Origin of the sequence: Micromonospora sp. GCM10011541, from assembly GCF_042650725.1 — a bacterium.
Taxonomy (GTDB): Bacteria; Actinomycetota; Actinomycetes; order Mycobacteriales; family Micromonosporaceae; genus Micromonospora; species Micromonospora sicca.
Map to the genome: position 1 here is coordinate 14,195 of NZ_JBHSBP010000086.1, position 25,089 is coordinate 39,283.

20 protein-coding genes and 5 pseudogenes are annotated in these 25,089 nt (G+C 68.1%); 9 read left to right on the forward strand and 16 right to left on the reverse strand.

The genetic code is table 11. The features are described from left to right. Positions 1 to 118: 118 nt before the first annotated feature. Entirely contained in the window at positions 119 to 1,114 is a 996-nt protein-coding gene (locus ACFOYX_RS30265; RefSeq protein ID WP_336636585.1) for a PD-(D/E)XK nuclease family protein, read from the forward strand. 627 nt (positions 1,115 to 1,741) lie between these two features. Here the strand turns inward: ACFOYX_RS30265 and ACFOYX_RS30270 are convergent. Next, a complete protein-coding gene (locus tag ACFOYX_RS30270) occupies positions 1,742 to 4,879 on the reverse strand; it encodes a hypothetical protein (RefSeq protein WP_322443163.1) in 3,138 nt (1,045 codons plus the stop codon). A gap of 808 nt (positions 4,880 to 5,687) precedes the next feature. Here ACFOYX_RS30270 and ACFOYX_RS30275 point away from each other — a divergent pair. Continuing rightward, the gene (locus tag ACFOYX_RS30275; protein WP_322443164.1) at positions 5,688 to 6,401 is read left to right on the forward strand and encodes a hypothetical protein; all 714 of its coding nucleotides are present in this window, start codon (positions 5,688 to 5,690) and stop codon (positions 6,399 to 6,401) included. Here ACFOYX_RS30275 and ACFOYX_RS30280 read toward each other — a convergent pair. Continuing rightward, on the reverse strand, positions 6,346 to 6,612 hold the full coding sequence (locus ACFOYX_RS30280; protein ID WP_369292986.1) for a tyrosine-type recombinase/integrase: 267 nt from the start codon (positions 6,610 to 6,612) through the stop codon (positions 6,346 to 6,348). The genes ACFOYX_RS30275 and ACFOYX_RS30280 overlap by 56 nt on opposite strands. A gap of 199 nt (positions 6,613 to 6,811) precedes the next feature. Between ACFOYX_RS30280 and ACFOYX_RS30285 the strand changes: the two genes are divergently transcribed. Together ACFOYX_RS30285 and ACFOYX_RS30290 are read left to right on the forward strand one after the other, a co-directional pair. Further along, a complete protein-coding gene (locus ACFOYX_RS30285) occupies positions 6,812 to 7,027 on the forward strand; it encodes a hypothetical protein (protein WP_322443165.1) in 216 nt (71 codons plus the stop codon). An 812-nt stretch (positions 7,028 to 7,839) separates the two neighbouring features. Beyond that, a pseudogene (locus tag ACFOYX_RS30290) lies at positions 7,840 to 8,024 on the forward strand (nucleotidyltransferase domain-containing protein); the annotation flags it as partial. A 298-nt stretch (positions 8,025 to 8,322) separates the two neighbouring features. Here ACFOYX_RS30290 and ACFOYX_RS30295 read toward each other — a convergent pair. From ACFOYX_RS30295 to ACFOYX_RS30315, 5 genes and pseudogenes are all read right to left on the reverse strand, one after another. Next, positions 8,323 to 9,396, reverse strand: coding sequence for a tyrosine-type recombinase/integrase (locus ACFOYX_RS30295; protein ID WP_322443166.1), 1,074 nt, complete (start codon positions 9,394 to 9,396; stop codon positions 8,323 to 8,325). Further along, entirely contained in the window at positions 9,396 to 9,593 is a 198-nt protein-coding gene (locus ACFOYX_RS30300) for an excisionase family DNA-binding protein (RefSeq protein WP_322443167.1), read from the reverse strand. The genes ACFOYX_RS30295 and ACFOYX_RS30300 overlap by 1 nt, the downstream gene beginning before the upstream one ends. After that, positions 9,590 to 9,808 (reverse strand): annotated as a pseudogene (locus ACFOYX_RS30305) (plasmid replication initiator protein); the annotation flags it as partial. The gene ACFOYX_RS30300 and the pseudogene ACFOYX_RS30305, both read right to left, overlap by 4 nt. 314 nt (positions 9,809 to 10,122) lie before the next feature. Next, positions 10,123 to 10,902, reverse strand: a complete 780-nt coding sequence (locus ACFOYX_RS30310; protein WP_322443168.1) for a transposase family protein — start codon at positions 10,900 to 10,902, stop codon at positions 10,123 to 10,125. A 597-nt stretch (positions 10,903 to 11,499) separates the two neighbouring features. Beyond that, positions 11,500 to 11,766, reverse strand: coding sequence for a hypothetical protein (locus tag ACFOYX_RS30315; RefSeq protein WP_322443169.1), 267 nt, complete (start codon positions 11,764 to 11,766; stop codon positions 11,500 to 11,502). Positions 11,767 to 12,207: 441 nt separating this feature from the next. Here ACFOYX_RS30315 and ACFOYX_RS30320 point away from each other — a divergent pair, with 441 nt between their 5' ends. The 3 genes from ACFOYX_RS30320 (at position 12,208) to ACFOYX_RS30330 (ending at position 13,691) form a co-directional block, all read left to right on the forward strand. Further along, positions 12,208 to 12,339 (forward strand): hypothetical protein, encoded by a 132-nt coding sequence (locus tag ACFOYX_RS30320; RefSeq protein ID WP_260428364.1) that lies wholly within the window; start codon positions 12,208 to 12,210, stop codon positions 12,337 to 12,339. Positions 12,340 to 12,496: 157 nt separating this feature from the next. Further along, on the forward strand, positions 12,497 to 12,685 hold the full coding sequence (locus ACFOYX_RS30325; protein WP_322443170.1) for a hypothetical protein: 189 nt from the start codon (positions 12,497 to 12,499) through the stop codon (positions 12,683 to 12,685). 218 nt (positions 12,686 to 12,903) lie between these two features. Beyond that, a protein-coding gene (locus ACFOYX_RS30330; RefSeq protein ID WP_322443193.1) for an IS5 family transposase occupies positions 12,904 to 13,691 on the forward strand; the annotation gives its coding sequence in 2 pieces (ribosomal slippage) (positions 12,904 to 13,237 and positions 13,237 to 13,691; 789 coding nt in all). A gap of 62 nt (positions 13,692 to 13,753) precedes the next feature. Here the strand turns inward: ACFOYX_RS30330 and ACFOYX_RS30335 are convergent. The 7 genes and pseudogenes from ACFOYX_RS30335 to ACFOYX_RS30365 form a co-directional block, all read right to left on the reverse strand. Beyond that, on the reverse strand, positions 13,754 to 14,227 hold the full coding sequence (locus ACFOYX_RS30335) for a hypothetical protein (protein ID WP_322443171.1): 474 nt from the start codon (positions 14,225 to 14,227) through the stop codon (positions 13,754 to 13,756). Positions 14,228 to 14,344: 117 nt separating this feature from the next. Continuing rightward, entirely contained in the window at positions 14,345 to 16,204 is a 1,860-nt protein-coding gene (locus ACFOYX_RS30340; RefSeq protein WP_322443172.1) for a KUP/HAK/KT family potassium transporter, read from the reverse strand. 426 nt (positions 16,205 to 16,630) lie between these two features. Beyond that, positions 16,631 to 17,319, reverse strand: a pseudogene (locus ACFOYX_RS30345) (response regulator). A 100-nt stretch (positions 17,320 to 17,419) separates the two neighbouring features. Further along, positions 17,420 to 17,968, reverse strand: a pseudogene (locus tag ACFOYX_RS30350) (sensor histidine kinase); the annotation flags it as partial. A gap of 427 nt (positions 17,969 to 18,395) precedes the next feature. Next, positions 18,396 to 18,719, reverse strand: a pseudogene (locus ACFOYX_RS30355) (DUF4118 domain-containing protein); the annotation flags it as partial. 10 nt (positions 18,720 to 18,729) lie between these two features. Beyond that, entirely contained in the window at positions 18,730 to 20,709 is a 1,980-nt protein-coding gene (locus ACFOYX_RS30360; RefSeq protein WP_322443173.1) for an APC family permease, read from the reverse strand. A gap of 443 nt (positions 20,710 to 21,152) precedes the next feature. Further along, positions 21,153 to 21,524, reverse strand: coding sequence for a cupin domain-containing protein (locus ACFOYX_RS30365; protein WP_322443174.1), 372 nt, complete (start codon positions 21,522 to 21,524; stop codon positions 21,153 to 21,155). Between the two features lie 320 nt (positions 21,525 to 21,844). Between ACFOYX_RS30365 and ACFOYX_RS30370 the strand changes: the two genes are divergently transcribed. Next, the gene (locus ACFOYX_RS30370) at positions 21,845 to 22,708 is read left to right on the forward strand and encodes an LLM class F420-dependent oxidoreductase (RefSeq protein WP_322443175.1); all 864 of its coding nucleotides are present in this window, start codon (positions 21,845 to 21,847) and stop codon (positions 22,706 to 22,708) included. 136 nt (positions 22,709 to 22,844) lie between these two features. Here ACFOYX_RS30370 and ACFOYX_RS30375 read toward each other — a convergent pair whose 3' ends face one another. Continuing rightward, complete coding sequence (locus tag ACFOYX_RS30375; protein ID WP_322443176.1) at positions 22,845 to 23,600, reverse strand: efflux RND transporter permease subunit; 756 nt, start codon at positions 23,598 to 23,600, stop codon at positions 22,845 to 22,847. Further along, entirely contained in the window at positions 23,543 to 23,947 is a 405-nt protein-coding gene (locus ACFOYX_RS30380) for a hypothetical protein (RefSeq protein WP_322443177.1), read from the reverse strand. Before ACFOYX_RS30380 ends, ACFOYX_RS30375 begins: the two co-directional genes overlap by 58 nt. A gap of 340 nt (positions 23,948 to 24,287) precedes the next feature. Between ACFOYX_RS30380 and ACFOYX_RS30385 the strand changes: the two genes are divergently transcribed. Further along, positions 24,288 to 25,013, forward strand: a complete 726-nt coding sequence (locus tag ACFOYX_RS30385; protein WP_322443178.1) for an ATP-binding cassette domain-containing protein — start codon at positions 24,288 to 24,290, stop codon at positions 25,011 to 25,013. The last annotated feature ends 76 nt before the right edge of the window (positions 25,014 to 25,089 follow it).

Below are 25,089 nucleotides of genomic sequence, written 5' to 3' on the forward strand. Positions count from 1 at the left end.
GGTATGAAAGTTCGTCTTGGTCGATGAACCCTCTACCGGAGACCTCGCCATCTATCGATCGACACGCCGCCCCCGGCCCAGCCCGGCCCAACGACGGACGATCAGACGGTTTTCATTTTTGAAACAGGGCCTAGCCCCCGAAGGTCACCACGGACTGGGCAACACGGTCGTGAAGGAGCTCTTCAACCGGCTGAACCTGCCGTTCGACGCGAGCGCCAGGGTACGGGTGGTCCGAGAGGAGCCGCGGTACACCTCTGGCGGCAAGAAGACCCCGGCCGACCTCGTCGTGCGCGTCGGGAACGTCTGTGTGCTGTTCGAAGCGAAGGTCAACGCCGGCGAGCACGGCGACCAGTGCGCCCGCCTGGCACGGCTGTGGGCCAACGAGGCAGCCACCCTGGTGTACCTGACCAGGCCGGGTGCTTCGCATGTGCGGCGGGGGTGGCGGTCGCTGACGTGGGCGCAGATCGCTGACATCATGGCGCCCCTCGCGCAGCGCGGGTCGGCGGGCGCGCGTGACTTCCTGGAGACCCTGCAGACCTTCCACGATGAGGAAGGACAGTCGATGCCCGACGACAAGAGCCGGTTCTACCTGCGCAACTGGGAGCAGCTGGCGGAGTGGGAAGCGCTGCGGGCCGCCGCGGTAGCACAGGTCGTGGCCGCGGTGACGGAGGCGACCGGCACCCTGGACCAGATCGTCGTCGCCGGTGCCGAACGAGTTTGGGCGTACCCGCTGACGCACGCGTCGAAGCCGACATTCGAGCTGCGCCGACCGCACTGGCAGCGAGACGGGTACCGCGTCGCGATCGCGGTCCAGTGGAACCCGGCGCAGCTGCTGACCCCGGCCAACCCGTGGCCGTTCGTGGGGGTGCGGGTCGACGGCACCTACCGGGCGAAGAGCCCGTTCGTGAAGCGTCTGACCGCGAAGCTCGAGGAGGATGCCCGGAAACTGGCGTGGCGTAAGTCGCAGATCGAGCGTGGCTGGCTGTGGTGGCGGCACGTGCGGCCATCCGGCGCCGACGACGACCTGGACAGCCTCACCGTGGAGTGCCGGACCGCGCTGCAGGACGGCTGGCGGGAACTGTCCGGCCCACTCGACGACCTACTCGCCACGTAGCGCCGCCGCCGCGCCGACGGTCAGGTGTGCGGTGCGATACGCCGGATGTTGCGACCGACGCAGTGGGTCGACGACGCGGGGGACATCGCCCGCGCCGACTCGAGTGGCGTGTCGGCCCGGTCCCGGAGCTCATGGTGCTCGAGGAGTCACCGTACGGTCCCGTGCACGCTGACGTCACGTCGCTCACCGCCACATCCTTCCCGGCCGGACCACCCGGCGCCTGGGCCCAGGGTCGCGCCGGCGTCCGCCGCGGACCGCCGGCAGCTCCGAAATGTCGGCCAGAACGCAGCCAAGAGCAGCCAGGGCACTGATGAGGAAGACCAGTATGACCAGCAGCGGGCGGCCAAGATCCTCGCCCGGGTCGTGGCCACCGAGTCCGGACCGCCGGCGGCCGGCGCTGGCTGCCGAGATCTCCTATCAGGCCAGCCGGCGGGCGGAGCGTCGCAGTGCGCTGGGCCCGACCGTCACCCGCTCGACCCGGGCTGCGTGCACGTCACGTGGCGGACCTACCACTGACCGCCGGCCGGTAGCGCCGGCGCCGGTGACCGCCAGATGTGGATGTGCCAGGCGTGCGGCGCCGAGCACCGCTGACCACCACAGGTGCGGAATTGCCATGAGAGTGCGGGTTCACTTCTGCGCGTTTAGGCGGATTCTTTGCAAATGCTTGGCTGCGCCCGGCGTACCTGCGTGCACCTCGGCTTCAAGTTCTTCGACGCGGCCGGTGTCGGAGAGAAGCCAGACCAGCCGCTCCCCGGCGTACCCGTCGCCGGGGTCCGCCCAGGCGCGCCGCATGGTGACTGCCTCGTCAACCCGCCCGTAGTCCGCCAGCAGCTCGACCAGCCGCTCCCCGGCGTACCCGTCGCCGGCGTCCGCCCGCGCGCGCAGCATGGTGACTGCCTCGTCAACCCGCCCGTAGTCCGCCAGCAGCTGGACCAGCCACTCCACGGCGTACCAGTCGCCGGCGTCCGCCCAGGGGCGTAGCACGGCGACTGCGTCCTCAACCCGCCCGTGGTTCGCCAGCAGCTCGGCCAGCCGCTCCACGGCGTACCAGTCGCCGGCGTCCGCCCAGGGGCGTAGCACGGCGACTGCGTCCTCAACCCGCCCGTGGTTCGCCAGCAGGTCGGCCAGGTGACTTACGGCGGATCTGCTGCCGGCGTCCGCCCGCGCGCGCAGCATGGTGACTGCCTCGTCAACCCGCCCGTAGTCCGCCAGCACACCGGCCAGCCGCTCCACGGCGTACCCGTCGCGGGCGTGCGCCTGCGCGCGCAGCACGGCGACTGCCTCCTCGACCCACCCGTGGTCTGCCAGCAGGCCGGCCAGCCGCTCCACGGCGTACCAGTCGCCGGCGTCCGCCCGCGCGTGCAGCACGGCGACTGCCTCGTCAACCCGCCCGTAGTCCGCCAGCAGTTCGACCAGCCGACGCGCGACATACCAGTCACCGGCGTCCGCCCGCGTGCACAGCATGGTGACTGCCTCGTCAATCTGCCCCTGGTCCGCCAGCACACCGGCCAGCCGCTCCACGAAGTACCAGTCGCCGGCGTCCGCCCAGGGGCGTAGCACGGCGACTGCCTCCTCAAGCCGCCCGTGGTTCGCCAGCAGGCCGGCCAGCCAATGCGCGGCGTTCCTGTCGCCGGCGTCGACCCGCGCACGGAGCACGGTGACCGCCTCGTCAATCTGCCCCTGGTCCTCCAGCATGCCTGCCAGCCGACGCGCGGCGTTCCTGTCGCCGGCGTCGGCCCGCGCGCGGAGCACGGCGACCGCCTCGTCAATCTGCCCCTGATCAACCAGCAGCTCGACCAGCGGGACCACGGCGTCCCTGTCGCCGGCGTCCGCCCGCGTACGCAGCTCATCGAGCCGGCCCTGATCAACCAGCAGCTCGACCAGCCGACGCGAGGCATCCCCGTCACCGGTGTCCGCCTGCGCGCGAAGAACGTTGACCGCCTCGTCTACCCGCCCCTGGTCCGGCAGCAGGCAGGCCAGCCAATGCGCGGCATACCTGTCGCCAGCGGCGGCCCGCGTGCGCAGCTCGTCGATCCGGCCCTGACGCGCTAGCAGGCCGGCCAGGTGGCCTGCGGCGTAGCCGTTGCCGGCGGCGGCCCGCGCGCGCAGCTCGTCGATCCGGCCCTCATCCATCAGGCCCCCATGCGTCAGAAGATCGACCAGCCGGATCGCGGCGTAACCGTTGCCGGCGTCGGCCCGCGCGCGCAGCTCATCGATCCGCCGCTGATCAGTCTGCTGGCCGGCCAGCAGACTGATCAGCCAACGTGTGCCGTCGCCGTCGCCGTCGCCGTCGGCAGCCCCTACGCGCAGCATGGTGACCGCCTCGTCAATCTGCCCCTGATCCGCCAAGAGCTCGACGAGCCGATGCGCCGCGTCCCTGTCGCCGGCGTTAACGGCTTGGCGGTAGAGGACCACGGCGGATGCGAAGTGCATCCGTCGATCGGCGCTGTCGGCGAGGCGGCGGGTGTCGTCCGGGTGATGGTGGTCGATGATGGCTTGCCAGGTGGCGTCGGGCACGGGCGTCGTGCGGCGCCTGCGGAGGGCGTGCTGGTACAGGTAGTCGGCCACGGTGTAGCCGGCGATGCGACCCATGCCGGCCGGGACCGGGTCCAGCGCCGACGCGGCGCCGTGCAGTGGCGTGGTGGCGTACTCGAGGGCCTGGTCTAGCCAGTCGGCGGGGGCGGTGGCCTGCTGGCGATCGGTGAGGTAGCCGGGTGCGGCATCGGCCAGCAAATCACGGGTCGGAGGTGCAGTGGCGCCGACACGGCGGGCGTCGACCGCGGCCGTGATGATCGCCTTGCCGTACGGGTCGGACGCGTTCTCCCACCGGCGCACCAGTTCCGGACCGGCCGCCAGTACCTGGGTGAACCCGGCGTCGGGGGTATCCAGGGCGACGCGGATGCGTCGGTCGGCGGCGAGGGTCACGGCGCGGTCACGCTCCGCCTGGCTGAACTCGTCCGGGACGTCAATAACGTGAGCCAAGCGGAGCAGTTCGCGGTCGCTGGCGTATGGGTCAGGCTGGTCCGGCACGCGGGGAGCGGTGCGGGTCGTGTACTCGTGTTTCCACACGGTGGCGACCACCGTGGTACGGGCGTCGATCAGGCTGCGGACGGTCTTGGCCGGCAGGCTTGGAGTGGCGTCGAGGTAGCGCTGCAACTCGTCCAGCCACACGACCGTGCGCGGCGCCGGGTCGCCAGCGAACTCGGCCACGGCTGCCGCATCGCCCGGCTGTACCAGCCACCACTCCGGTAGTTCCGCCTTGACTGCTTCGAACAACGATCTCGTCTTGCCGACGGACGAGTCGCCCACCAGCAGCACGAACCCGCCCTGCTGGGCGGCGGAGATCGCGGTACGCAGATCGGCGTCCACGTCCCGGGGCACGTACACGGGCAAGTCGGTGGCGGCTGCGTCGACCTGGATCGAGGCGTGCACCCCGAGCAGCCGGGGCCGGGCCTCGCGGACCCGCACCGCGCCGGCCGGCCGGCGCAGATGTGCGGTGCTGACCCGTTCTCGTGCCGCCAGCCACGGCTTCTGCGCTATTTCGTCCAGCCCACAAGCCGTCAGGAACAAGACCACCGTGTCCTCGGTCGGCACGGACTTGCCATTGAGCATGTTGCTCAACGTCGACCGGGCCAACCGCGGGGGTCTCACCGCCCTGTCCAGGTCGTCGTAGGAGCGGCTGCCGCGAAGCCGGTCGAAGGCGGTGGCCAGTTCGGACAGGGTGTGCACGGCGTCGGGGTCGTCGCCTGCGGAACCAGCGCTCATCGCGGACCTCCTACCTGTTCGGCGGGGCCCGCCGAACACCACGGAACCAGCGTAGAACGGAGCGCAACGATGCTGGTTCTCGCTGGTCGTCCGTGGCGTACGCAGGGGTGTCGTTCGGCTTCCTCCCAACCCGATGCCGTACCGCCGACGTTCGGTGTTTCGTCGGAGACGTCCGAAAGGGAGACCCGGCCGGCTCCTCCCGCTTCCACCGCAAACGGGAGCACACGTATGAACCCGCAGCCCACCGATAAGGCCTGGCGCCGCAAGCTCACCCTCGCCGTCATCACCGGCCTCGTCTCCGGCCTCGCCCGCACGCTCTTCACGTGGGCACTGGACCATCTGAGCTAGATGGCCGTAACCCGACCGGCCCGGCCGTGCACGGCCGGGCCCGTCTCCACGGGCCGGTGCGGATACCCGGACCAGGCATTGCGTACGGCAACACGTGGATACACGCGGGGTACAACGGAACTGCTTTTGTCGCTCCGAAGCGAGGTCGGACCCCCAGCGCGTGTTGGCGAACTGCCGTCGCCGCCGTCTGCTGGCCCACCCCTTTCGGGTGGGTCATCAGGTCGGGTCGGGTGTCCGGCGTGGGTGCCGGCGGGAGCTCGTCCGGGGATCGGGCGCGAGCAAGCAGGCCCGCGGACGTCGCCGTGTAGCCGGGCAGCCGTGTCTCATGCGCGCGGCGGGGGTGGCGACGGCAGCGGCGTTGGCGAGCACGACCACGGCGATGCCGGCCCACTCGTGCGCCGCGTGGTGATTCCGCCGTGCCGGTCCCTTCGCCTTGAACGGCCGACATCGCATTGCTCGGATGTCGACAGTCGGCCATGATCTGGTGGTGCCACAGGAGAAGAGGGTCGTCCGTCGGGCCCCGATCAGGGCCGACCTCAGCAAGGCCGACCTCAGCGAAGCTATCGAGACTCAGCAGCCGTTGGCAGTCGCGAGCGTGAAACGTCTGCGAAGGCTGCATCCGGACAAGACGCCGGCCGAGCTGATCGCCTTCGTGAACAAGTTCTACCTGCACGAGGTTGCGGAGGTTGGTGCACGCGCAGGGGCGGCCGCGGCAGAGTCGGAGGTCGGCTCGGTTCACGATTCCGGCACGCGGGCCGGCATGATCGGCTTCCTGGAAGCGTCGGTGCGCTACACGCTGTCGGTCGCCGAGATCCACAGCCTCGACGTCGAAGACATCGAGACGCGGAAGTTGCTGGTAACCTCCGTTCTCGTCGGGAACTCGACTGCGAAGCGGATCCTAGGGCCGCTGGCCGGTCAGGCTGCCCCGCACTGGGGACGACAGATCGTGGAGTCGATTCCCGAATCCGCTATCGACAGGGCCAACAAGCTTCTCGGCGAGCGGTTCATCACCAGGTGGGGAACCGGTCCCCGCGGGATCGTCCTGGGTCTACGGGTCTCCTCGCTCCTCGGCGGGGTGATCGGCGGTAGCGGCAGCGGCCTGTTCGGGTGGTTCGTGATCAAGTCCTCGCGCAAAATCCTCGGCACGCCACCCGATTCATGGGGCGACCGCTGACCCATTCACTGGGCCAGAGGGCGAGGTGCTTGCGGAGATCGGCGTGCGCCGGGATTTCCCGGTACTTGCCGCCCTTGCCGGCCCGGACCGTGATCACGCCCTTGCGGGCGGACAGCTGCACGTCGTCCAGATCGAGTGCGACGACCTCGCCCAGCCGTAGGCCGCCGTAGTACGGCAGAAGGGCGACGACCCGATCGCGGGGTTGAGCCAGCGTTCGTGCGAAATCCCCAGCTCAGCGCAAGCCCCGGCCGTCTATTGCCGGTTTCCGGCGTACTCCGGTCGGGCCTCCATGAGGATGGGATCGCGCTGGGGGTGCTTCCTGCAGCTGCACTGGAGCCAAGGGGGCTCTGCCCCAAAGTCGCTTGATCTAGGAACCCTCGGATCGGCGCAGATTGCCTTCGCGAAAGGTTGTGCCGCTGCCGATCGACGGCCTCACCGCACCCGACTCGATCGAGGCCTGGGCTAGCCGGTACCTCGACGCCGCCGTTCGTGGCGTGCGCTCCGCCGAGGTCGCCGACAAGATCGCCCTGCACCTGGCCCGGTTCCGCGACCACTTCCACACCGTCCACGGCCACGACCGGCCGACCAACCCGCCGGGGCTTCCTCGTCCTCTACGACTCCAGTGATCACCACTATCGGGACCTATGAGCGGGCAGGACCCGGCATGCATCAGCCCTGCAAGCCCGGCCCCGCGTGCGGTCCGGCCTGACTGAACTGCAGTCCTCGACCCGGGCCGCGTCTTGCAACTCGTCGTCGGTCATCGGGTTCTCGTCGTAGTCGATGCTCATCCGCCCGCCCTTCCGCTCGTCGTTGTGGAGGGTACGGCGGACACGGGACGTTAGGGTGTCCCGCGACCGGACGTTGGCCGGCGATAATTCGCTTGTGTCGAAGCGATCCAAGCCACCCAGCTGGCTTGAGTTGATCATTCCTTCCGCGATCGCCGTGTTCCTCGGCTGCTTGTTGTGGCTTCGTGGCCGTCCCGTCATCGGGAGGCAGGCCAAGGGCTGGCGGTTTGCGCTGGTGCTAGGCGCGCGGGTGGCCATTCTCGCCGGAGGGATCTGGCTTGTCGACCGGCCGTCTACTCAGCGATGGGGTACCGGGGTGATCCTGTGCTGCGGGGTGATGGGCTGGCTAGCGTTCCTTCGCCGATTCCTGTCGAAGGAGTGGAAGGAGGCTCGACCGGACCAGCCCGCAAATGGCACCCCACGGCCGTCGCAGCCAACCCCGAAGCTGGCGCACCCGCCGTCACCGGCGAACCCGGAGCTGGCGGAGCAGATGCGCCTCCTCGTCCTCCAACGCCGCGAGCGCGGGCTCAGGCCATAGCTTTCGGCTTCGACACATCCCAGTCCGGCAGGCCGCCGGTCACTCGGCCCAGCCGCGCGGGCGAACAGCACCAGCAGCACCTTCCCGTCGACCACGTCGACGCGCACGGATCGGACCTGATCTCATTGCCGCAAAACGGGAGGCCGAGCATGGACCGCTCCCCGCGGGCGCTGCGGGACGACTCGCTACTGACATGCTGCGACTGCGTGCCGAGCTGGAGACCGATCGGGACATCTGGGCGCTGCCCGAGCGCGTAGACCGCCAGCCGTGGACGCCCTGCACGACCTGGTGGTGCGTTGAGCTTCCTGACCACAACCATGACGCCCTTTCGGGGCCGAAACCGGGGGAGCGGATTGGGAGCAACCGCCTGCACTGAACGGCGCTGAACAGCGTTCAGCGGCGCCGAACGGCATTCAACTGCACCCACCGCTAGCTGCGGCTTCTCGTCTTTGCAGGTCAGGGCTGGTGTAGCGTCCTGCTTCACACCGAAGAGGTCACTGGTTCGATCCCAGTATCGCCCACGCAGGTCAAAGGCCACTTCCCGGGTTCGGGAGGTGGCCTTTCTGCTGTCGTACAGCAGCTAAGTACAGCATCGGCGTCAGCGGCCGAGGGAGTCGCCGAGGCGCTTGAGGGCTTCCCGGGTCGCTGTGGACGAGACCTGGGTGTAGATCTCCATCGTCACGGAGAAGCGGGCGTGCCGGAGGACCTGCATGGCGACTCTCGGGTGGACGTCAAGGTCGGCGAGCAGCGTGGCGCAGGTGCGGCGGGCGTCGTGAACGGTGATTGGCTTGACTCTCGCCTTGTCGCAGCGAGTCTGCCAAGAGCGCTGGAAGTTGCGCGGCTCGATGGGAGTGCCATAGCGGGTGGTGAATACGAGGTCGGATTCCTGCCACGCCTTTCCGGCGGATTCTCGTGTCTCGTCGCGTTGTTCGCTCCTCAGCTTGAGCGCGGTCATGCAGATGTCGGGCAGGGGGAGAGTGGCGTCGGATGCCTGGGTCTTGGTGTCGCGGTGGAGCAGTTTTCCCCGGACGCGTTGCAGTTGCCGGCCGATGGTCAGCTCACCGGCGTCGAGGTCGATGTCCTCCCACGTCAATCCGAGGGCCTCGCCCTTGCGCAGTCCGGTGACGAGGACCAGGGCGTAGGCGGCGGTGAGGGCGGCTCGCAGCGCAGCTCGGATGTCGCTGACCGTGCGCGTTGACGGGACGGCCTGGCAGCAGCGGCCGACCGCGCAGCAGCGTCGCTTGTGCTTCGGGCGGGCGGCGTCCTTGCCCTGGGCGCAGCACTGGCAGGTGCGGGCCACCTGGTTGATCCAGGTCTGCACGTCGCGTGACTGGAGCCGGTCGAGCCGCTTCGCTCCGAGGCCGGGCGCGATGTACCGCCGGACGAACGTCTCGTAGGTGGCGTAGGTCAACGGTGCGCGGTTCGGCTGGATGATCTCGGTCAGCCACCGGGTGAGGAAGCTGCCGACCGTCGGGACGCTTGTTGCGACCGGCCCGGCCTTGGCCTGCTGGTGCAGTTTGATCCACTTTTCGTGGACGGCCTCGCGGGTCTTGCCATAGACGTACTTGCGGGTGCGTCGACCGTCGGGCTTGGTGACCCAGACGTAGGCGGCGAAGCCGTTGCGGTAGGGGAAGATGGAGCCTTCGCCGTTGGCGCGGGCGCGTCCAGGCATCAGGCGGCCTCCTGGCGTTCGACCTGTTCGCGGATGTAGTCGTCGACCCATTCGGGGAGGATGCGGCGGTACTTGCCGTCCTTGATGGAGCGCAGCTCGCCGGTGGCGATCTTCATCTTGACCTTGGAGATGCCGACGCCGAGCAGGACGGCGACCTCGGCGGGGGAGTACCAGCGCGGGGTGATGTCTCGGCTCATGCGGCGGCCCCGGTGAGCCAGGCTTCGTGGGCGAGTTCTTCCCGGCCGATGCGTCTGCTCTCCCGGCGCTGCCGGGCGGCGGTATTGGCGAGCAGTGCGTCGCCTTCGGAGAGCCACCCCGAGCCGGCGTAGGTGAGGGTACTGACGGTCAGGGTGTCGGCGGGTTCGTCGTCTTCGGTGCGGCGGTAGGTGGCGCGCGTGGTCAGCAGGGGGGCAGGGGCAGCTCACCGCCCGCCGATCATTCTTTTAAACCGAAGCGGTCGGTTTCCGGCACGTCGTCTCTTGACGGCATCCTGGGACACCGCGCCGAGCGCTGGGGTTTGGCTAGCGGACGAGGCGAAGGCATGATCACGTGGTGATTTCCTGGCCTACGTGGGGCGAGTGGCTGGCGACTCTGCCGCCGGATGTCCGCGATTCTGCTGTATCGCTCGCGGAGAGGTTCAAGGAGCTTGGAGCCCAAGACCCGGAAGAGTGGGCTAAGGGACGTCTCGTAACTGAGTGAAGGTGTTGCCCTGGGCGGGGCCGGCGGTCAGCCGGCGAGGATGATGTTGTGGAGATTGGCGATGCCGGAAGCCGCGTCGGCCAATGTGTGAGCGGCGCGTCGGTAGTCGCGCAGGATTTTGAAGCACTTCATCCTGGCCAGGGCGTGCTCGACCCCGGCTCGGACGGTCCGGTGTTCGACATTGAGGGCTTCTTTCCAGGCCGGCAGGTCGCTGCCGTCGGCGGGCTTGCGGTACGGGATGATCACCTCCGGGTTGCCGCGGTAGCCGCCGTCGGCCATCACCGGGCGCCCGTCGAGCTTCTCCTGGATGCCCGAGGTGCGGTAGACGATGGTGTCGTTGCGGTTGCCCGGTTGTGGGTCGCCGACGGCGATGACCAGGTGGGTGCTGGCGTCGATGGCGACCTGCAGGTTCGTCGAGTACCGGTAGTTCTTGCTGCGGGCGGCCAGGCGGTGATCGCGGGTGGGGATCAGGGTGCCGTAGACGATGGCGATCTGCTCGACCGGCCGCCGGCGCACCGGCGCCAGGGCCAGCAGCGGGCCGAGAGCGTCGATGACCCGGTGCGCCGCGGAGTGCGACACCCCGAACAGCGGGCCGATCTGGCGCATCGTCAGGTTCGTGCGCCAGTACGCGGCCACCAGCAGCACCCGATCGGCGAGGTCCAGGGCCCACTGCCGGCCCGGCCGGCCGTCGGCGATGGCGTCACCGCCACGCTCGACGACCAGGCGAACCAGCTTGCGGAACTGGGCCGGCTGCAGCCCAGTGAAGGGGTAAATCCACTCCGGGTGGGCTGCGGTGATCACCTGCACCCGGGCATCCTGACGGATCGTCCTCAGCCGACAGACGCCGGGGTTACGAGACGTCCCTTAGGTGCTCATGAGAGCGCAGGTCAGCACGCCGTGTTGGTTGCCTGGGGTCACGTGCGCCGGAACTCGTGCCGGTATGCGTCGGCCTGACGGTCTATCAGTCGGCGGCGGCTTCCGGCTCCGACGTTCTTGGTCCCTGCCGCAGCTGTTCCAACGCGTCGAGGGCACGGCCGACTGCCCTAATGGCGCGTTGTGTTGCGGCAACGGCGACAAGATCGCTCCCTTGGGTCAGGGCGAGGGTGCGCCCAGACGGGTCGAAGGGCGCCTGCTTAGCAGCGCCTAGCATCGCGGCCCACTGCTTGGCGTGGGCATACCCGGAGTACAGCCGATAGAGGAACTGTGCCTTGGCGGGCCCTGGCCGAAACCGGTTCATAGCGGTCGAACAGCCCAACGGTTGGTGGGACACCGACGGTGAGGATGTCGACGCCGTTGCGATTCTGACGAACTAGGTTGAGCCCACGTGCTGCGGCCATAAGGTCGGACAAGCGGTCAACCGCCAGCTTGCCAGGAGGATCGGCGACGGTACGGCCGCTGGCCTCCTCAAACTTGCGCTGCTCCTCGTAGTCCGCCGCCTGAGCGGCCACGCCCCGACCCATTCTGGCATTCGCGTCGATGGACGGATCGACGAGCCAATATGCGAACGAAGAGGTCAGCAGCTGAGATAACTGCAGGCTCGTTCGGCGCGATGGCCAAGAACGATGCACCGGCATAGTTGCCTTCTTCGTTGTAGTAGGCGGCGAGGCGCGAGGCAAGTTCTCCCGTCAAGGCATCCAGGGTTGCCGCACGGGCACGGGCAAGGTCATCCATCCGAGCACCGTAGCCCAGGCGGTCGCACCTTTCAGTCCCACAGATCACGGAGATCGTCGGCGGGGCGAGCGCCGCCACAGGCGGTCAGCTGGACTCCAGGAGCATCCGGACGGCCATAAGCGTGGCGTTGATGTGTGCCTGAGTGGACCACTCCACTGCTGTAGACCGGGACACGCTTGAACGTGCCGTTCACCGACAGCCCAGACGCGGCCCGGCTCCGGCGGGATCCTGAAGCGGACTCCTCCGGCCCGGTTTGACGCGCGTCTCGGTAGGGAAATTTCGCGGACACCTTAATGAAGGAGGCTGTATGGAGACGTCCGCTAGCGTCGGGCGCAGTTACCGACAGCCGACGCGTCCATGCGCGGCGGCGCGTGTTGCAGCGCCGACCGCGAGGGGGCGAGCCTAATGGCTCGCGTCGGTCGCTACGGGATCCCAGGGATCGTGTGGTTCCTGATCTGGCTCGTCGTCTGCATCTTGATCGTCATCCTGTTGGCGCTGCTCATTCACCACTTCGGAGGCGCCTCGCTATCACTCAAGCTCGGCCACTTCTACCTGAACATCGGGGTCACCTGACCTGCCAGATCGTCGACACTCCGGCGCCGGTATTGCACCAGCCGTGTTAGCCGTCACCTTCGGTGAGGGCTAACACGGCTTGGAAGCGAGCAAGCGTGCAGTGCCAGCCCGGTGCAGCGCCATGAGTCGATTGAGGCGCAGCACACCAGCGTGAACGATGAGGCGGATCGACGAGCGCGTGGCCGTGGACCCCGACGACTGGGGCGGAAGGCCGGAGGAGCGAGAGATCATCGCACGGTTGCACCGGACGAAAGAGGAGATTCCGCAGGCGGGGACCGGGATCGACGCCACCGCCCCGATCGAGCGCGTTGTCGATGAGATCCTTCGCCTCGCCAACATGCCGTAGGGCGGGTGCCACGTTCGCCTTCCTAGCCGACCTGTGGGAGGACAACGCGGCTGAGCGCGCCCAACTTGAACAGGACATGGTGCGCGAGGCGGAAGCCATGCTGCGGGGCATGGGTGAGTAAGAACTCCTAACAGAATGATCTAGGGGATGACCGCGCGTCCTGTTTAGACGATCAACTACAGTGTTCGACCGTGAGGCGAGGCGAGCAGCCGCCGTGGATCGTGTCGGACGGGCTGTGGCAGCGCATCGAGCCGTTGCTGCCCCAGATCGAGCGACGACAGCGCTATCCCGGCCGTAAGCGGATCCCGGATCGGCAGGTGCTGTGCGGGATCCTGTTCGTGCTCTACACCGCGATCCCGTGGGAGTTCCTGCCGCAAGAACTCGGGTTCGGCTCGGGCATGACGTGCTGGCGGCGACTGGCCGAGTGGCAAGCCGCCGGCGTGTGGCAACGCCTGCACGAGGTCCTGCTTGGCGAGTTGCACGCCGCGGGCAAGCTCGACTGGTCCAAGGCGGTGATCGACGCGTCCCATGTCCGGGCGCTCAAGGGCGGCCCAAAACCGGTCCGAGCCCGGTCGACCGCGCCAGGACCGGCTCGAAACACCATGTGATCACCGAAGGCGCGGGCATCCCGCTGGCCGTCAGCCTTACCGGCGGCAACCGGCACGACGTCACCCAACTGCACAAGCTCATCGAGGCCATCCCGCCCGTACGCGGCAGACGCGGGCGGCCCCGCCGGCGGCCCGACCGGCTCTACGCCGACCGCGGCTACGACTACGACACCCACCGCCGCGCCGTCCGCGCCACGGGGATCACCCCACACATCGCCCGCCGAGGCATCGAACACGGCTCCGGCCTGGGAGCGCACCGGTGGGTGGTCGAACAGACCATCGCCCTGCTGCACTGGTTCCGCCGGCTATGCGTCCGCTGGGAGATCCGCGACGACATCCACGAAGCGTTCATGAGCCTGGCCTGCGCGATCATCTGTTACCGCAGACTCCTCAGATGATCATTCTGTTAGGAGTTCTTAGCAACCGGACGTCCCCGACTGCCCGCGACCAGGGTGCCGCGTCATTTCCGCCAGGTACCGTCGTCGCAGATCTTGGGGCCGCCGGTCTCCAAGTGCACCGCCAAGCGGACGACGAGCGCCGTTCCGTCGGCATGGGCCAGACTGACCGGGTAGCTCAGGTAGGTCCCGTCGATGCCTGTGGACCTCGTCGGATCGCCGATTGAGTACGACACGAACGGCCCCTGCTCCCGCAGGAATGCGGCGTGGTCCGATTCGGTGTACCCCCACAGCACGTCGGAGCAGAGCTGCTGGTAGGCCGCGTGATAGTCGTTGCCCCGGATCCGCTCGAGGTACCTGCTCAGCCGTTGGCGCGGCCGGAGAGCACAGCTCGGGCGGCGGACTCTGCGTCGATGGTGTCGGTCTTGCCGATGCGTCGGCGGGGTGGAGCGGTCTGGCCGGTCGACCTCGACGACGGGTAGTCCGTAGTCGGTCAGGAATCGCAGCAACCCGGCGCCGTGACTGCCGGTGCCTTCCATGCCGACCTTGATGTACCGTGCCGAAGGACTCAGCCCAGGTCGCCAGTTGCGCGTAGCCGCGCGTCGTCGTCGGGAAGCTTCTGGTGCCTAGCACTCGGCGCGGCTGATCGGGGCGGTTCAGACGGGGACTTCAGCGCTAAGGACGATGGTGCGTTCGTCGGGCAGGTGAAGGAACTCGGCATGACTGGCGGCGTTGTGGGCGAGGGCGATGAACAGGCGTTTTCGCCAGGTGGCCATGCCGGGGCTACGGGTGCAACGCAGAGTGATCCTCGAAACGAAGTAGGAGACCTGGTCCACGTCGATCCCTTTGGCGAGGGGATGGGTGGCGGCGCGGCACAGGACCTCGGGGAAGTCGGTGGGGTCCTGGAAACCGAAGACGGCGGTGATGTGGATGATGCCGTCATTCGGGTCGCCGAGATCGTCGATGGTGAGACGTTGCTCCCAAGGGATGTGCGGGACGTTGGCGGTGCGACCGGTAATGATCACAATTCTGTCGTGGCGGACATGGTTGTGCGCGACGTTCGCGCGCAGGGCCAAAGGCGTTGTCTCCTTGTTCGGGTGGGGGAACACCGCGGTGCCCGGCACCCAGGGGATGTTCGTGGCGTGCAGGGTGTCGATGAAGTCGGCCAGTGGCCCTTCGCGCTCGATCCGTCGGGAGGTGACCAGTTCGGCGCCGCGCCGCCATGTCAGCAGGACTGTGAACACGATGATCGCGATGAGGAGCGTCAGCCAACCACCGTGGGTGACCTTGGCCAGGTTCGCGGTGAAGAAGGTCAGCTCGATGCTGCCGAAGACGACCGCGAACAACGCCAGCTGCCAGGTGGTCCAGCGCCACAGCACCCGCGCGACGACCAGGAACAGGGTCGTGGTGATCAGGAATGTGCCGGTGACCGCCACCCCGTAGGCGGCCGCGAGGTTCGTGGATGAGCCGAACGCGAACACCACCAGCAGGACTGCCACGAACAGGCCCCAGTTCACCCCGGGCGCGTAGATCTGCCCGTACTCGCGGCGGGAGGTCTGCCGGATGCGCAGGTGCGGCAGGAAGCCCAGCCGCATGGCCTCCCGGGATACCGAGAACGCCCCGGAGATCACCGCCTGGGACGCGATCACGGTGGCCACGGTGGCCAGGACGACCATCGGCAGCTGCGCCCAGCCTGGCAGCAGCAGGAAGAACGGATTGTCCCGGCTGGCCGGTGCCCGGAGGATCAACGCGCCCTGGCCGAGGTAATTGAGTGTCAACGCGGGAAACACGATCGCGAACCAGGCCCGGCGGATCGGGGCGCGGCCGAAGTGACCCATGTCGGCGTAGAGCGCCTCGGCGCCGGTGATCGCCAGCACGACGGCACCCATCGCGACGAACGCGATGACCGGGTGGTCGATGAAGAAAAGGGCCGCGTACGTCGGTGAGAGCCCGGCCAGCACGCCCGGGTGACGTATCACCTCGGGCGCGCCGGCGACGCCCAGGCAGGCGAACCAGAGCAGCATGATCGGCCCGAAGACTGCCCCGACCCGTCCGGTGCCCCATCGCTGGATGGCAAACAGCAGGGTGAGGATCACCGCCGATACCGGCAACACCACCACCGCCCAGCCCGGCGAAATGACCTCCAGCCCTTCCACCGCCGACAACACCGAGATCGCCGGAGTGATCACACTGTCGCCGTAGAAAAGGGCAGCGCCCAGCGCCCCCAGCGCCAACACCATGGCGGCGCGCCGTTCGCTGGCCCTGAGCAGCGCCCGTCGGGCGAGGGCGGCCAAGGCCATCACCCCACCCTCGCCCTCGTTGTCGGCCCGCAGGATGAAAATGACGTATTTGACCGACACGACCAGAATGATCGACCAGAACACCAGCGAGATCACGCCGAACACGTCCGGCGCGTCCGGTACCAGACCGCGATCGAGAGTGAAGACCGTCTTCAGCGCGTACAGCGGGCTGGTGCCGATGTCGCCGTACACCACACCCAACGCGCCCAGCAGCAACCCCAGCCCCGCCGTCGGGCGACCCGCCAGCGATGTCTGAGACGCCGTCCCACCATCCTCGGTTGGCCCCTCGCCCCCTATCGCAGACTGCTCGTTGCTCGCTCGCTCCGCCACCCCACAGGCATACCAACCCGCAGGCCGCTCCTACCCCGGACCTCCGAACTTTGGGCATGCCAGCTGTGAAGGCGGAGCGCGGAGGGGTCGGGCAACCGTGCCCGCGAGCTGGGCCAGGCCGTCGCCAGGCCGTCAGGTGGTGAACAGCGCTACCTAAAGACGACCATTGCCGACGGCCTCTGCCCAGGTTGCGGAGGGTCACTTCGCAACGACCAGCAGCGGCCGAACCGTCTTATCTGTAGTTGGTGAACTACATAGCTGAGAATTGCCCACGTCAGCAACGCGCCCGTCCCTGTGCCGTCTGGGCTGTCCTCAGCTCGGGCTGTCGGGCGTGAACCGGTAGCCCAGGCCCGGGTCTGTGCGAAGGTAGCGCGGCCGGCTGGGGTCGGGTTCGAGTTTGCGCCGCAGGTTGGCCATGTGCACGCGCAGGTAGTTGGTTTCTGCCTCATACCGCGGACCCCAAACCTCGTGCAGCAGCTGCTGGTGGGTGAGGAGACGCTCGGGGTTACGAACGAGGGCTTCTAGCAGGTGCCACTCCGTGGGAGTGAGGCGCACCTCTTTGCCGGAGGCGGATTGTGCCCGCTTGCCGGCTAGGTCCAACGTGAAGGCCTCCGTGCGGACGATGGGCGCCTGATCGGTGGGGTTCGTGCGGCGTAGCGCGGCCCGGATGCGGGCGAGCAGTTCGCCGACTGCGAAGGGTTTGGTCACGTAGTCGTCGGCACCGGCGTCCAGCGCGTTGATCTTGGATTGTTCAGTCAGGCGGGCGGACAGCACGATGACCGGTGCGGTGGACCAGCCGCGCAGTGCTTGCACGATGCTGACGCCGTCCAGGTCGGGCAGCCCGAGGTCGACGATGACGAGGTCGGGTGGGGTGCGTTGGGCGGCGGCCAGGCCGGTGCGACCGTCGTAGGCGAGGGCGACGTCGTACCCGAGTGCGGAGAGCGTGATGCGTAGGGCGCGCAGCAGTTGCCGGTCATCGTCGTGATGAGGATGCGGGTCATGAGGCGCTTGGCAGGTTGATGGACATGGTGAGTCCTCCGCCGGGGTGTCGGTGGCGGTGATGGTGGAGTTCATGGCTTCGGTGAAGCCGCGGGCGATGGCCAGGCCGAGGCCGAGGCCGCCGGTGGTGGTGCGGTCGTCGAGGCGCTGGAACGGGGCGAACATGCGGTCGCGGTCGGCGGCTGGTATGCCGGGTCCGTGGTCGATGATCCGTAGTTGCAGGCTGCCGTCTTTCGCAGTACGGCCGATGATGTGGACCGGGGAACCGGCGGGGCTGGCCTGGTGGGCATTGGTGAGCAAATTGGCCACGACCCGTTCGAGCAGGCCGGGGTCGGCGTTGGCCAAGGGCAGGTCGTCGGGGACGTCCACCTCGACCCGGCTCCCTTCTTGTTGGTGCAGCACCGCTGCCGCGACGACTTCATCGAGGGCGATTGGGCGGGGCTGGACGCTGAGTGCCCCAGCTTGAAGTCGGCTCATCGCTAGGAGGTTCTCCACGAGGTCGGCCATGCGATCGGCGGACTCCTCGATAGTGGCGAGGAGTTCTGCCTGCTGGGGGCCGGTCAGGTGCAGGTCGGGATCGCGCAGGCTGGACGCGCCGGCCTTGATGCCGGCCAGCGGCGTGCGCAGGTCGTGGCCGACGGCGGTGAGCAGGGCCGCGCCTGTCTATCTCCGCCAGCTCCCGGGCCTGCGCGGCCTCGGCGGCCAGGCGTTCGGCCTGCAGGGTGCGGGCGGCTGCGGCGGCGAGCCGGGTGAGGAACTTCGGGTCGGGGGCGAACAGCGGTGGCCCCTCGACGACGAGGGTGAGGTTAGCTGCGGCGGGCACGGACAGGGTTGGCGCTCCGGTGAGATCTCGTCCGTCGATCGCCACGACACGTTTGGTGCCGTTACCAGCGGTTTCGATGATTGCCGCGGTGTCCATGTGCAGGACGTCGCGTACGTGCGCGAGGAGGCTGCGCACGGAACCTTCCCGGACGGGCTCGGCGCTGATGCGTGCCATGAGTTCGGCCTCGATACCGGTGCGGGCGGCAGCAGCGCGCTGCCGAGCGGCCAGATCCATGGCAAGACTGACCGTGATCGCAACGGCGATGTAGACCACGAGCGTGATGACGTGATCCTGGCTTTCCACGGTCAGCGTGTGATACGGCGGAACGAAGAAGAAGTTGACCACCAGGTCGGAGGCGATCGCCGCCCCCAGCGACGACGCCAGCCCGCCGACGACGGCAGTCATGACGACCACGACCAGGTAGAGCAATACGACGCTGGCCAGCGCGATGTCGGCGCGCGAGGGCACGAGAACGGCGGTGAGACCGGCAAGACCGGTAGCGGCCAGCAGCACGCCCGCCATGGCCCGCCAGCCCGTCCGGCGGATGGCCGGCGGGCTGGCGGACGGGGCAACGCTCATGCCGATCAAGCTAGCCGGTCAGACCTGCGGATGCGCCCAGGTCTTGGGCCCGCTCCTGGTCGGCGTGGCTGGACTCCAGTTGCCAGGGCACGCTGGTGACCATCACCCCACGCTGGAACAGCAGCCTTGCCTTCAGCCGCAGCGCGGACTGGTTGTGCAGCAGGTGCTCCCACCAGCGGCCCACGACGTACTCGGGGATGTAGACGACGATGAGGTCCCGTGGATGTTCCCGATGTAGGCCGGCGATGTAGGACAGCACTGAGCCGGTGATATCGCGGTACGGGGAGTCGACGATCGTCAGGCTGACGGGGATGTCATGCTCGTCCCATTCACGTTCCAGCTGGCGTACCTCTTCAGGGGCAATCGCCACTGTCAGCGCGGTGAGCGTGTCCGGTCGAGTGGCGCGAGCGTAAGCCAGGGCGCGGATGGTGGGCCTGTGCAGCCGCGACACTAGGACGACGGCGTGGATACGGCTGGGCAATACCATGCCGCCCGGCTCGGGCACTAGTTCGGCGGTGACCCCGTCGTAGTGGCGGCGGATTGCTCGCATCATTACGAACAGCACTGGCATCGCGATGACCACCAGGTAAGCCCCATGCGTGAACTTGGTGATCGTCACGATGATCAGGACCAGCCCGGTGAAGCAGGCGCCGAACGCGTTGATCCAGCGGGCGCGGTGCATCCGGCGGCGCGCGGCCGGGTCTCGTTCGGTGCGCAGATGCCGGTTCCAATGCCGCACCATCCCGACCTGCGACAGCGTGAACGAGGTGAACACACCCAGGATGTAGAGCTGGATGAGGCTGGTCACCGAACCCTTGTAGGCATAGATCAGCGCGGCGGCGACCAGCGCCAGCAACACGATGCCGTTGGAGAACGCCAGCCGGTCGCCGCGGCTGTGCAGCTGGCGGGGCAGATACCGGTGCTTGGCCAGGATCGAGCCCAGCAGCGGAAAACCGTTGAACGCGGTGTTCGCGGCGAGGATCAGGATCAGCGCCGTCGCCGACTGGATGTAGAAGAACATCGGCGAGTCGGTGCCGCCGAAGACGGCGGCGGCGAGTTGGGCTATGACGGTGCGCTGAGGATCGGTGGCACAGTTGCCGAGGAAGCCGACCAGGTCGCAGGTGTTCTCGACATAGCGCACGTGAGACAGCAGAGCCAGGGCGGTGATCCCGCCGAACATGGTGATCGACAGGATTCCCATCGCGGCCATCGTCCGTGCGGCGTTATCGCCTTTCGGCGCGCGGAACGCGGGCACGCCGTTGGAGATCGCCTCAGCCCCGGTGAGCGCGGTGCAGCCTGAGGAGAAGGCCCTGAGCGCCAAAAACATGAGGGCAAGCCCGGTGAGCCCGACGTGGCCTGGTTCGGGAGTGACCCTCCAGCCGGCGCTCTCAGCCACAGGAGCATCACCGAAGATCATCTTGATGAAGCCGGTCGCGATCAGGCCAAGCACGCCGAGGACGAACAGGTAGGTGGGCACGGCGAAGATCCGCCCGGATTCGCGTACACCGCGCAGGTTCATCGCGGTCAGCACGGCCACGAACCCGAGGTTGATCAACATCCGCCAGGGGTTGAGCTGCGGAAATGCGGAGATGATGTTGTCGACGCCAGCTGCGACGGACACCGCGACCGTCATCACATAGTCGACCAGCAGCGCAGCCGCGACCACGAGACCGGCCGAGGCACCAAGATTCGTGGTGGCGACCTCGTAGGAGCCGCCACCGGACGGGTAGGCACGCACCACCTGCCGGTAGGACATCACCACGACGGCGAGCAAGACAATGACGGCCAGGCCGATCCACGGTGCCAGGTACAGGTACGACAGCCCGCCCAGGGTCAGCACAAGCATGATCTCCTGGGTGGCGTAGGCCACCGACGACAGCGGGTCGCTGGCGAACACCGGCAGTGCAATCCGTTTAGGCAGCAACTGCTCGCCGAGCCGGTCATTGGACAGGGGCCGGCCGACGACCAAGCGTTTCATCAACTCGAGCACGAGCCTAGTCAACGTCGAGCCCAAGCCCTCGGCCGCGATCTTGACACCTTCTTAACGCCCAACCGGACGATCTTCACGCGGTCTTTGCGGCCACCTAAGAACCGCCCCTGACGCTCGTCCTGGCTCAAAGGAGAGCATCAAAGCCGACTCCACTCAACGTCGGAAAGGCTACAAAGGGTGCAATGCTCCCCCCGATACGCCCCTGGACTGTGATCGACGGTGGGCAACAGTCGGACTCGGCGGGACGGAACAAGATCGGCCCCTGACCGCATTTCTGATGATCAGAGGCCGTTCTCGCACCTGGTGGCGGGTAGAGGATTTGAACCTCTGTAGCTTTCGCGACGGAAGGTTCATCCGCCGCCGGCCCAAGGATTAGCCTCGGTCTCTCGCTAAGTGTTGATCAAGGCCCCTGAGGCGTGAGAGATCCGGGATACTGGTGGTCATCATGGCTGGGTAACTCGTAGGTGTCGGCGTGCGGCCAGCTCCTCCGCGCTGACCACGGTCAGAACCGGGGTACCCGGCGGCGCGAACATGGTCACCACAAGCTGCGACTGCGCGTCCGGAAGGTTGTTGGCGCCCTGGTAGTGGATCACGTCGCCCCCGGGCTCGAACAGGGCGTCACCGGCCTTGAGCACCCGGGGCGGTTGCCCCTCCAGCTCGAAGAGGATCTCGCCCTGGGTCACGTAGCCGAAGAGCGGCCCGGGGTGCCGGTGCGGCGGTGCGCCGGGGTCACCGGGCGACAGGGTGACCCGGATGGTCCTGGCCTCGGCGCCAGCCGGGATCCGGGCCGTCGCCTCCGGCAGGGTCGTGATCACCTCAACCCCTGGGGGCAGGTGTGTGTGTTCAGCGCTCATCTATTCCTCCAAACAGCGACTGTCTAGAGGAACGACAAGACGGCTTCCCGGGTTGTGACAGTCTGCGCGGCGAACCTACCCGGGGCCGCGCCGGAGGTCGGGTCGCCCGAGCCGCTGTGCGACTGGGACGGTTTCCTGCACGAGGTGACGCACAACGGCGGGGCCTCGCCGTCGGTCGTATGGGTGACGCCGCGCGATGGCTTGACGTCGAGTGCCCTCGAAATGGAACGCTTTCCCGGGTACGTCGCCAGCGTCCACGTGGCGCGAGGAAGGGTGTGGTTGTGAAACTGGGCCTGCACTACTGGAGCTTCACCACCCCGCCGGAGCCGGAGCTGATCACACCCACCCTGGCCCGGACCGCGCGGATCGCCGATGATGCCGGCTTCGCCTCGTTCACCGTGATGGACCACTACTTCCAGATGGAGGCCGTGGCACCGGCCGACGAGCCGATGCTGGAGGCGTACACCACGCTCGGCTTCGTCGCCGGTCAGACGGAGCGGATGACGCTCGGTGTGCTGGTCACCGGCGTGATGTACCGGTACCCGGGGCTGCTGGCGAAGATCGTCACCACCCTGGACGTGCTCTCCGGCGGTCGTGCCCGCCTGGGCATCGGCGCCTCCTGGTACGAGCGGGAACAGCGTGGTCTGGGCGTGCCGGTGGTGCCCGTGGGCGAGAGGTTCGAGCGGCTCGAGGAGACGCTGCAGATCTGTCTGCAGATGTGGAGTGAGAACAACGGTCCCTTCGAGGGCCGGCACTACCGGTTGGCCGAGACCCTCAGCGTCCCGGCCCCGATCCGTCGGCCCCGCCCGCCGATCATGATCGGCGGCGGCGGGGAGAAGAAGACGCTCCTCCTGGTCGCCCGGTACGCCGACTCGTGCAACCTTTTCGGTACGGACGACTTGCGCCACAAGCTCGACGTGCTCCGGTCGCACTGCGAGGCCGAGGGGCGTGACTACGACAGCATCGAAAAGACCGTCGTGATGCGGGTGCCGCCCCTGGACGAGCCGGATGCCTTCCTCGCCGCTGCTCAGGAGTACGCCGCACTCGGTGTGACCGAGGTCCAGGTGACCCCGGACCGGCACCCGGTCGAGTTCACCGAGCAGGTCGGCGAGCGGCTCCTGCCGAAGCTCACCGACTTCGCCTGACCGGCTCGATGGTCCGCGCGGCGGCGAGCGTAACGCTTCGTGCTGCACGGCCGCGTTGACGACGTACCGCAGGTCTGGGTCGGGCGCCTCAGCTGTTCGTCGGCAACTCTGAATTTCGAGTGTGAGGTTCCTCCCGTCAACCCATGCGCCGAATGCGGTATCTGGCACCTGCGGCCACCAGACCGAGCACGACCGGAACGACGATGGCAACCGGCAGCGAGCCCGCTGCGGTGGTCGAGGCGGGCGTGGTGCAAGCTGCCGCCGAGGCCAACGTGAGCAGGATCGCTGCCATCCACCGACCACTGCGTCGCATGTGGTCGCCTCCCTGTCTGTGCATGGGACCTTCCTGAATCCGCTCAGGCCGGAGCCGGGGTCGACCAGCTTTCCGGCTCGCCAAGCGCGGCGCGGCCTGGGCGCGGGCAGCGGTCCGGACGGCTCCAAGGATGATCAGAGCGAGCGGGCTCACGATCTCGAGGCCGGCGACGCTGCCGTAGACCACCATCGGGACCACCGCCAACCCCGCCGCCAGCATGCCCGTCACGGCCGGGATGACCTGCTGCCGCGACCCGAGCTCGACCAGCTCGGCACCGTGGGGGTAACCCTCGTCGGCCAGCCGCTGGTACCGCCTGATTTGCAGGGTGCCGCCCCGTACGGCCATCGCCAGCACGGTGAGCAGCCCCAGCAGCGCGACCACCGAGACGGCCGACCGGTCGAGAGCCGCCAGCAGCAGCCCGCCCGCCAGTGCCGTCGGTAGGAGCAGGAAGTACAGCGACGCCACCCGCCAGCTACCGAAACCGGCCTGCAGCAGGAGAAAGATCAGGATCACGGCGCCGATCACGAAGGTCCAGACGCGGAAGTCGGACGTTGCCTTCGCCTGGGCCTCTCCGAGCACTTCCAGATGGTGCTCACGGGGAAGGTCACCTGCGCGAGCCGATCCGTGACCTCACTCGTGACGGTGCCCAGACCACGCCCGCGCACGTTCGCGACGACGTCCATGCTGCGGGAGACCTGGTCGTGTGTGATGACCTCCGGCTTCGCCACGACCCTCACGTCGGCGACGTCGGCCAGGCGCACCTGGGCGTCGAAGCGCACCTTATCCTTGCCCAGTTGGCGCTCCAGCACCGTGATCTGATGGCGCAGGGCAAGGATCTCCACGTCCTTGTCCCAGTCGCTCATCGGCAGCAGTCGCAGCACCGCGAACGCGTTCGTCATGCCCAGGTACGCCAGTCGCAGCAGCACGGCAGCCCATCATGCCGCATCGATCACCAGCTACACCCGGGCTCAGCGCCCAGCGACCGGGCCAACGGCTCCGACACCCACGCACCGGTCCTCACCAGGGCGGATGGGGTTTTCGGCAGGGGCAGGGCTGCAGACCCGTGAACGGGAAGATCCACTCCGGGCGTGCTGCGGAGATCACCTGCACCCAGACATCCTTGACGATCGTCCTCAGCGGACAGACGCCGGGGTTACGAGACATCCCTTAGCTGGGTCGGGACCGCGATGGGGGCGGAAAACCTCCAGGCGGAGTCGGATGGTTTCCGGCTTCCGACCGCCGACGGCGTTGCCTAGCGTCGATCGTGTGATCGAACTACGTGAGCTGACGAAACGCTACGGCGACCGGGTCGCCGTCGACGGGCTGAGCGTCCGGGTGCAGCCGGGGGTGGTGACCGGCTTCCTCGGCCCGAACGGATCCGGCAAGTCGACGACGATGCGGATGGTCCTCGGCCTAGATGCCCCGGACCATGGCGAGGCACTGATCGGCGGCGTCCGGTACCCGGACCTGAACTGGCCGTTGAAGACGGTCGGCGCGCTCCTCGATGCCGGGGCGTTCCATCCCGGCCGCAGCGCCCGCGCGCACCTGACCGCGCTGGCCGCGAGCAACGACATCCCCGGTTCCCGGGTCGAGCAGGCGCTGCGCATCGTCGGTCTGTCCGACGCGGCAACGCGGCGTGCCGGTACGTACTCGCTCGGCATGCGCCAGCGGCTCGGCGTCGCTGTGGCCCTGCTCGGCGACCCGGGCGTCCTCCTGCTCGACGAGCCGGTCAACGGACTGGATCCCGAGGGCATCCGCTGGGTCCGGGACCTGCTGCGCGGACTCGCCGCCGAAGGCCGGACGGTGTTTGTGTCCAGCCACCTGATCGCCGAGATGGCGCTGACCGCCGACCGGCTGGTGGTCATCGGCCGCGGCCGGCTGCTGGCCGAGACGACCGTCGCCGAACTCGCCGCCGGCGACGACAGCCTGGAGGACGCGTTCTTCCGGCTCACCTCGCAGGCCACCGACTATCGCGGAGTGGGAGCGTCATGAACGGGTACGGATTCCGGCACGCGGCCCGGATGGAACGGATCAAGCTGAGCAGCGTCCGGTCGACGTGGTGGCTGGC

Bases quoted from the DNA above. Each gene is read 5' to 3' on its own strand.
- ACFOYX_RS30270 (WP_322443163.1), bottom strand. From the start codon at position 4,879: ATGAGCGCTGGTTCCGCAGGCGACGACCCCGACGCCGTGCACACCCTG.
- ACFOYX_RS30275 (WP_322443164.1), top strand. From the start codon at position 5,688: ATGTCGACAGTCGGCCATGATCTGGTGGTGCCACAGGAGAAGAGGGTC.
- ACFOYX_RS30295 (WP_322443166.1), bottom strand. From the start codon at position 9,396: ATGCCTGGACGCGCCCGCGCCAACGGCGAAGGCTCCATCTTCCCCTAC.
- ACFOYX_RS30300 (WP_322443167.1), bottom strand. From the start codon at position 9,593: ATGAGCCGAGACATCACCCCGCGCTGGTACTCCCCCGCCGAGGTCGCC.
- ACFOYX_RS30315 (WP_322443169.1), bottom strand. From the start codon at position 11,766: ATGGATGACCTTGCCCGTGCCCGTGCGGCAACCCTGGATGCCTTGACG.
- ACFOYX_RS30325 (WP_322443170.1), top strand. From the start codon at position 12,497: ATGAGGCGGATCGACGAGCGCGTGGCCGTGGACCCCGACGACTGGGGC.
- ACFOYX_RS30335 (WP_322443171.1), bottom strand. From the start codon at position 14,227: ATGGAAGGCACCGGCAGTCACGGCGCCGGGTTGCTGCGATTCCTGACC.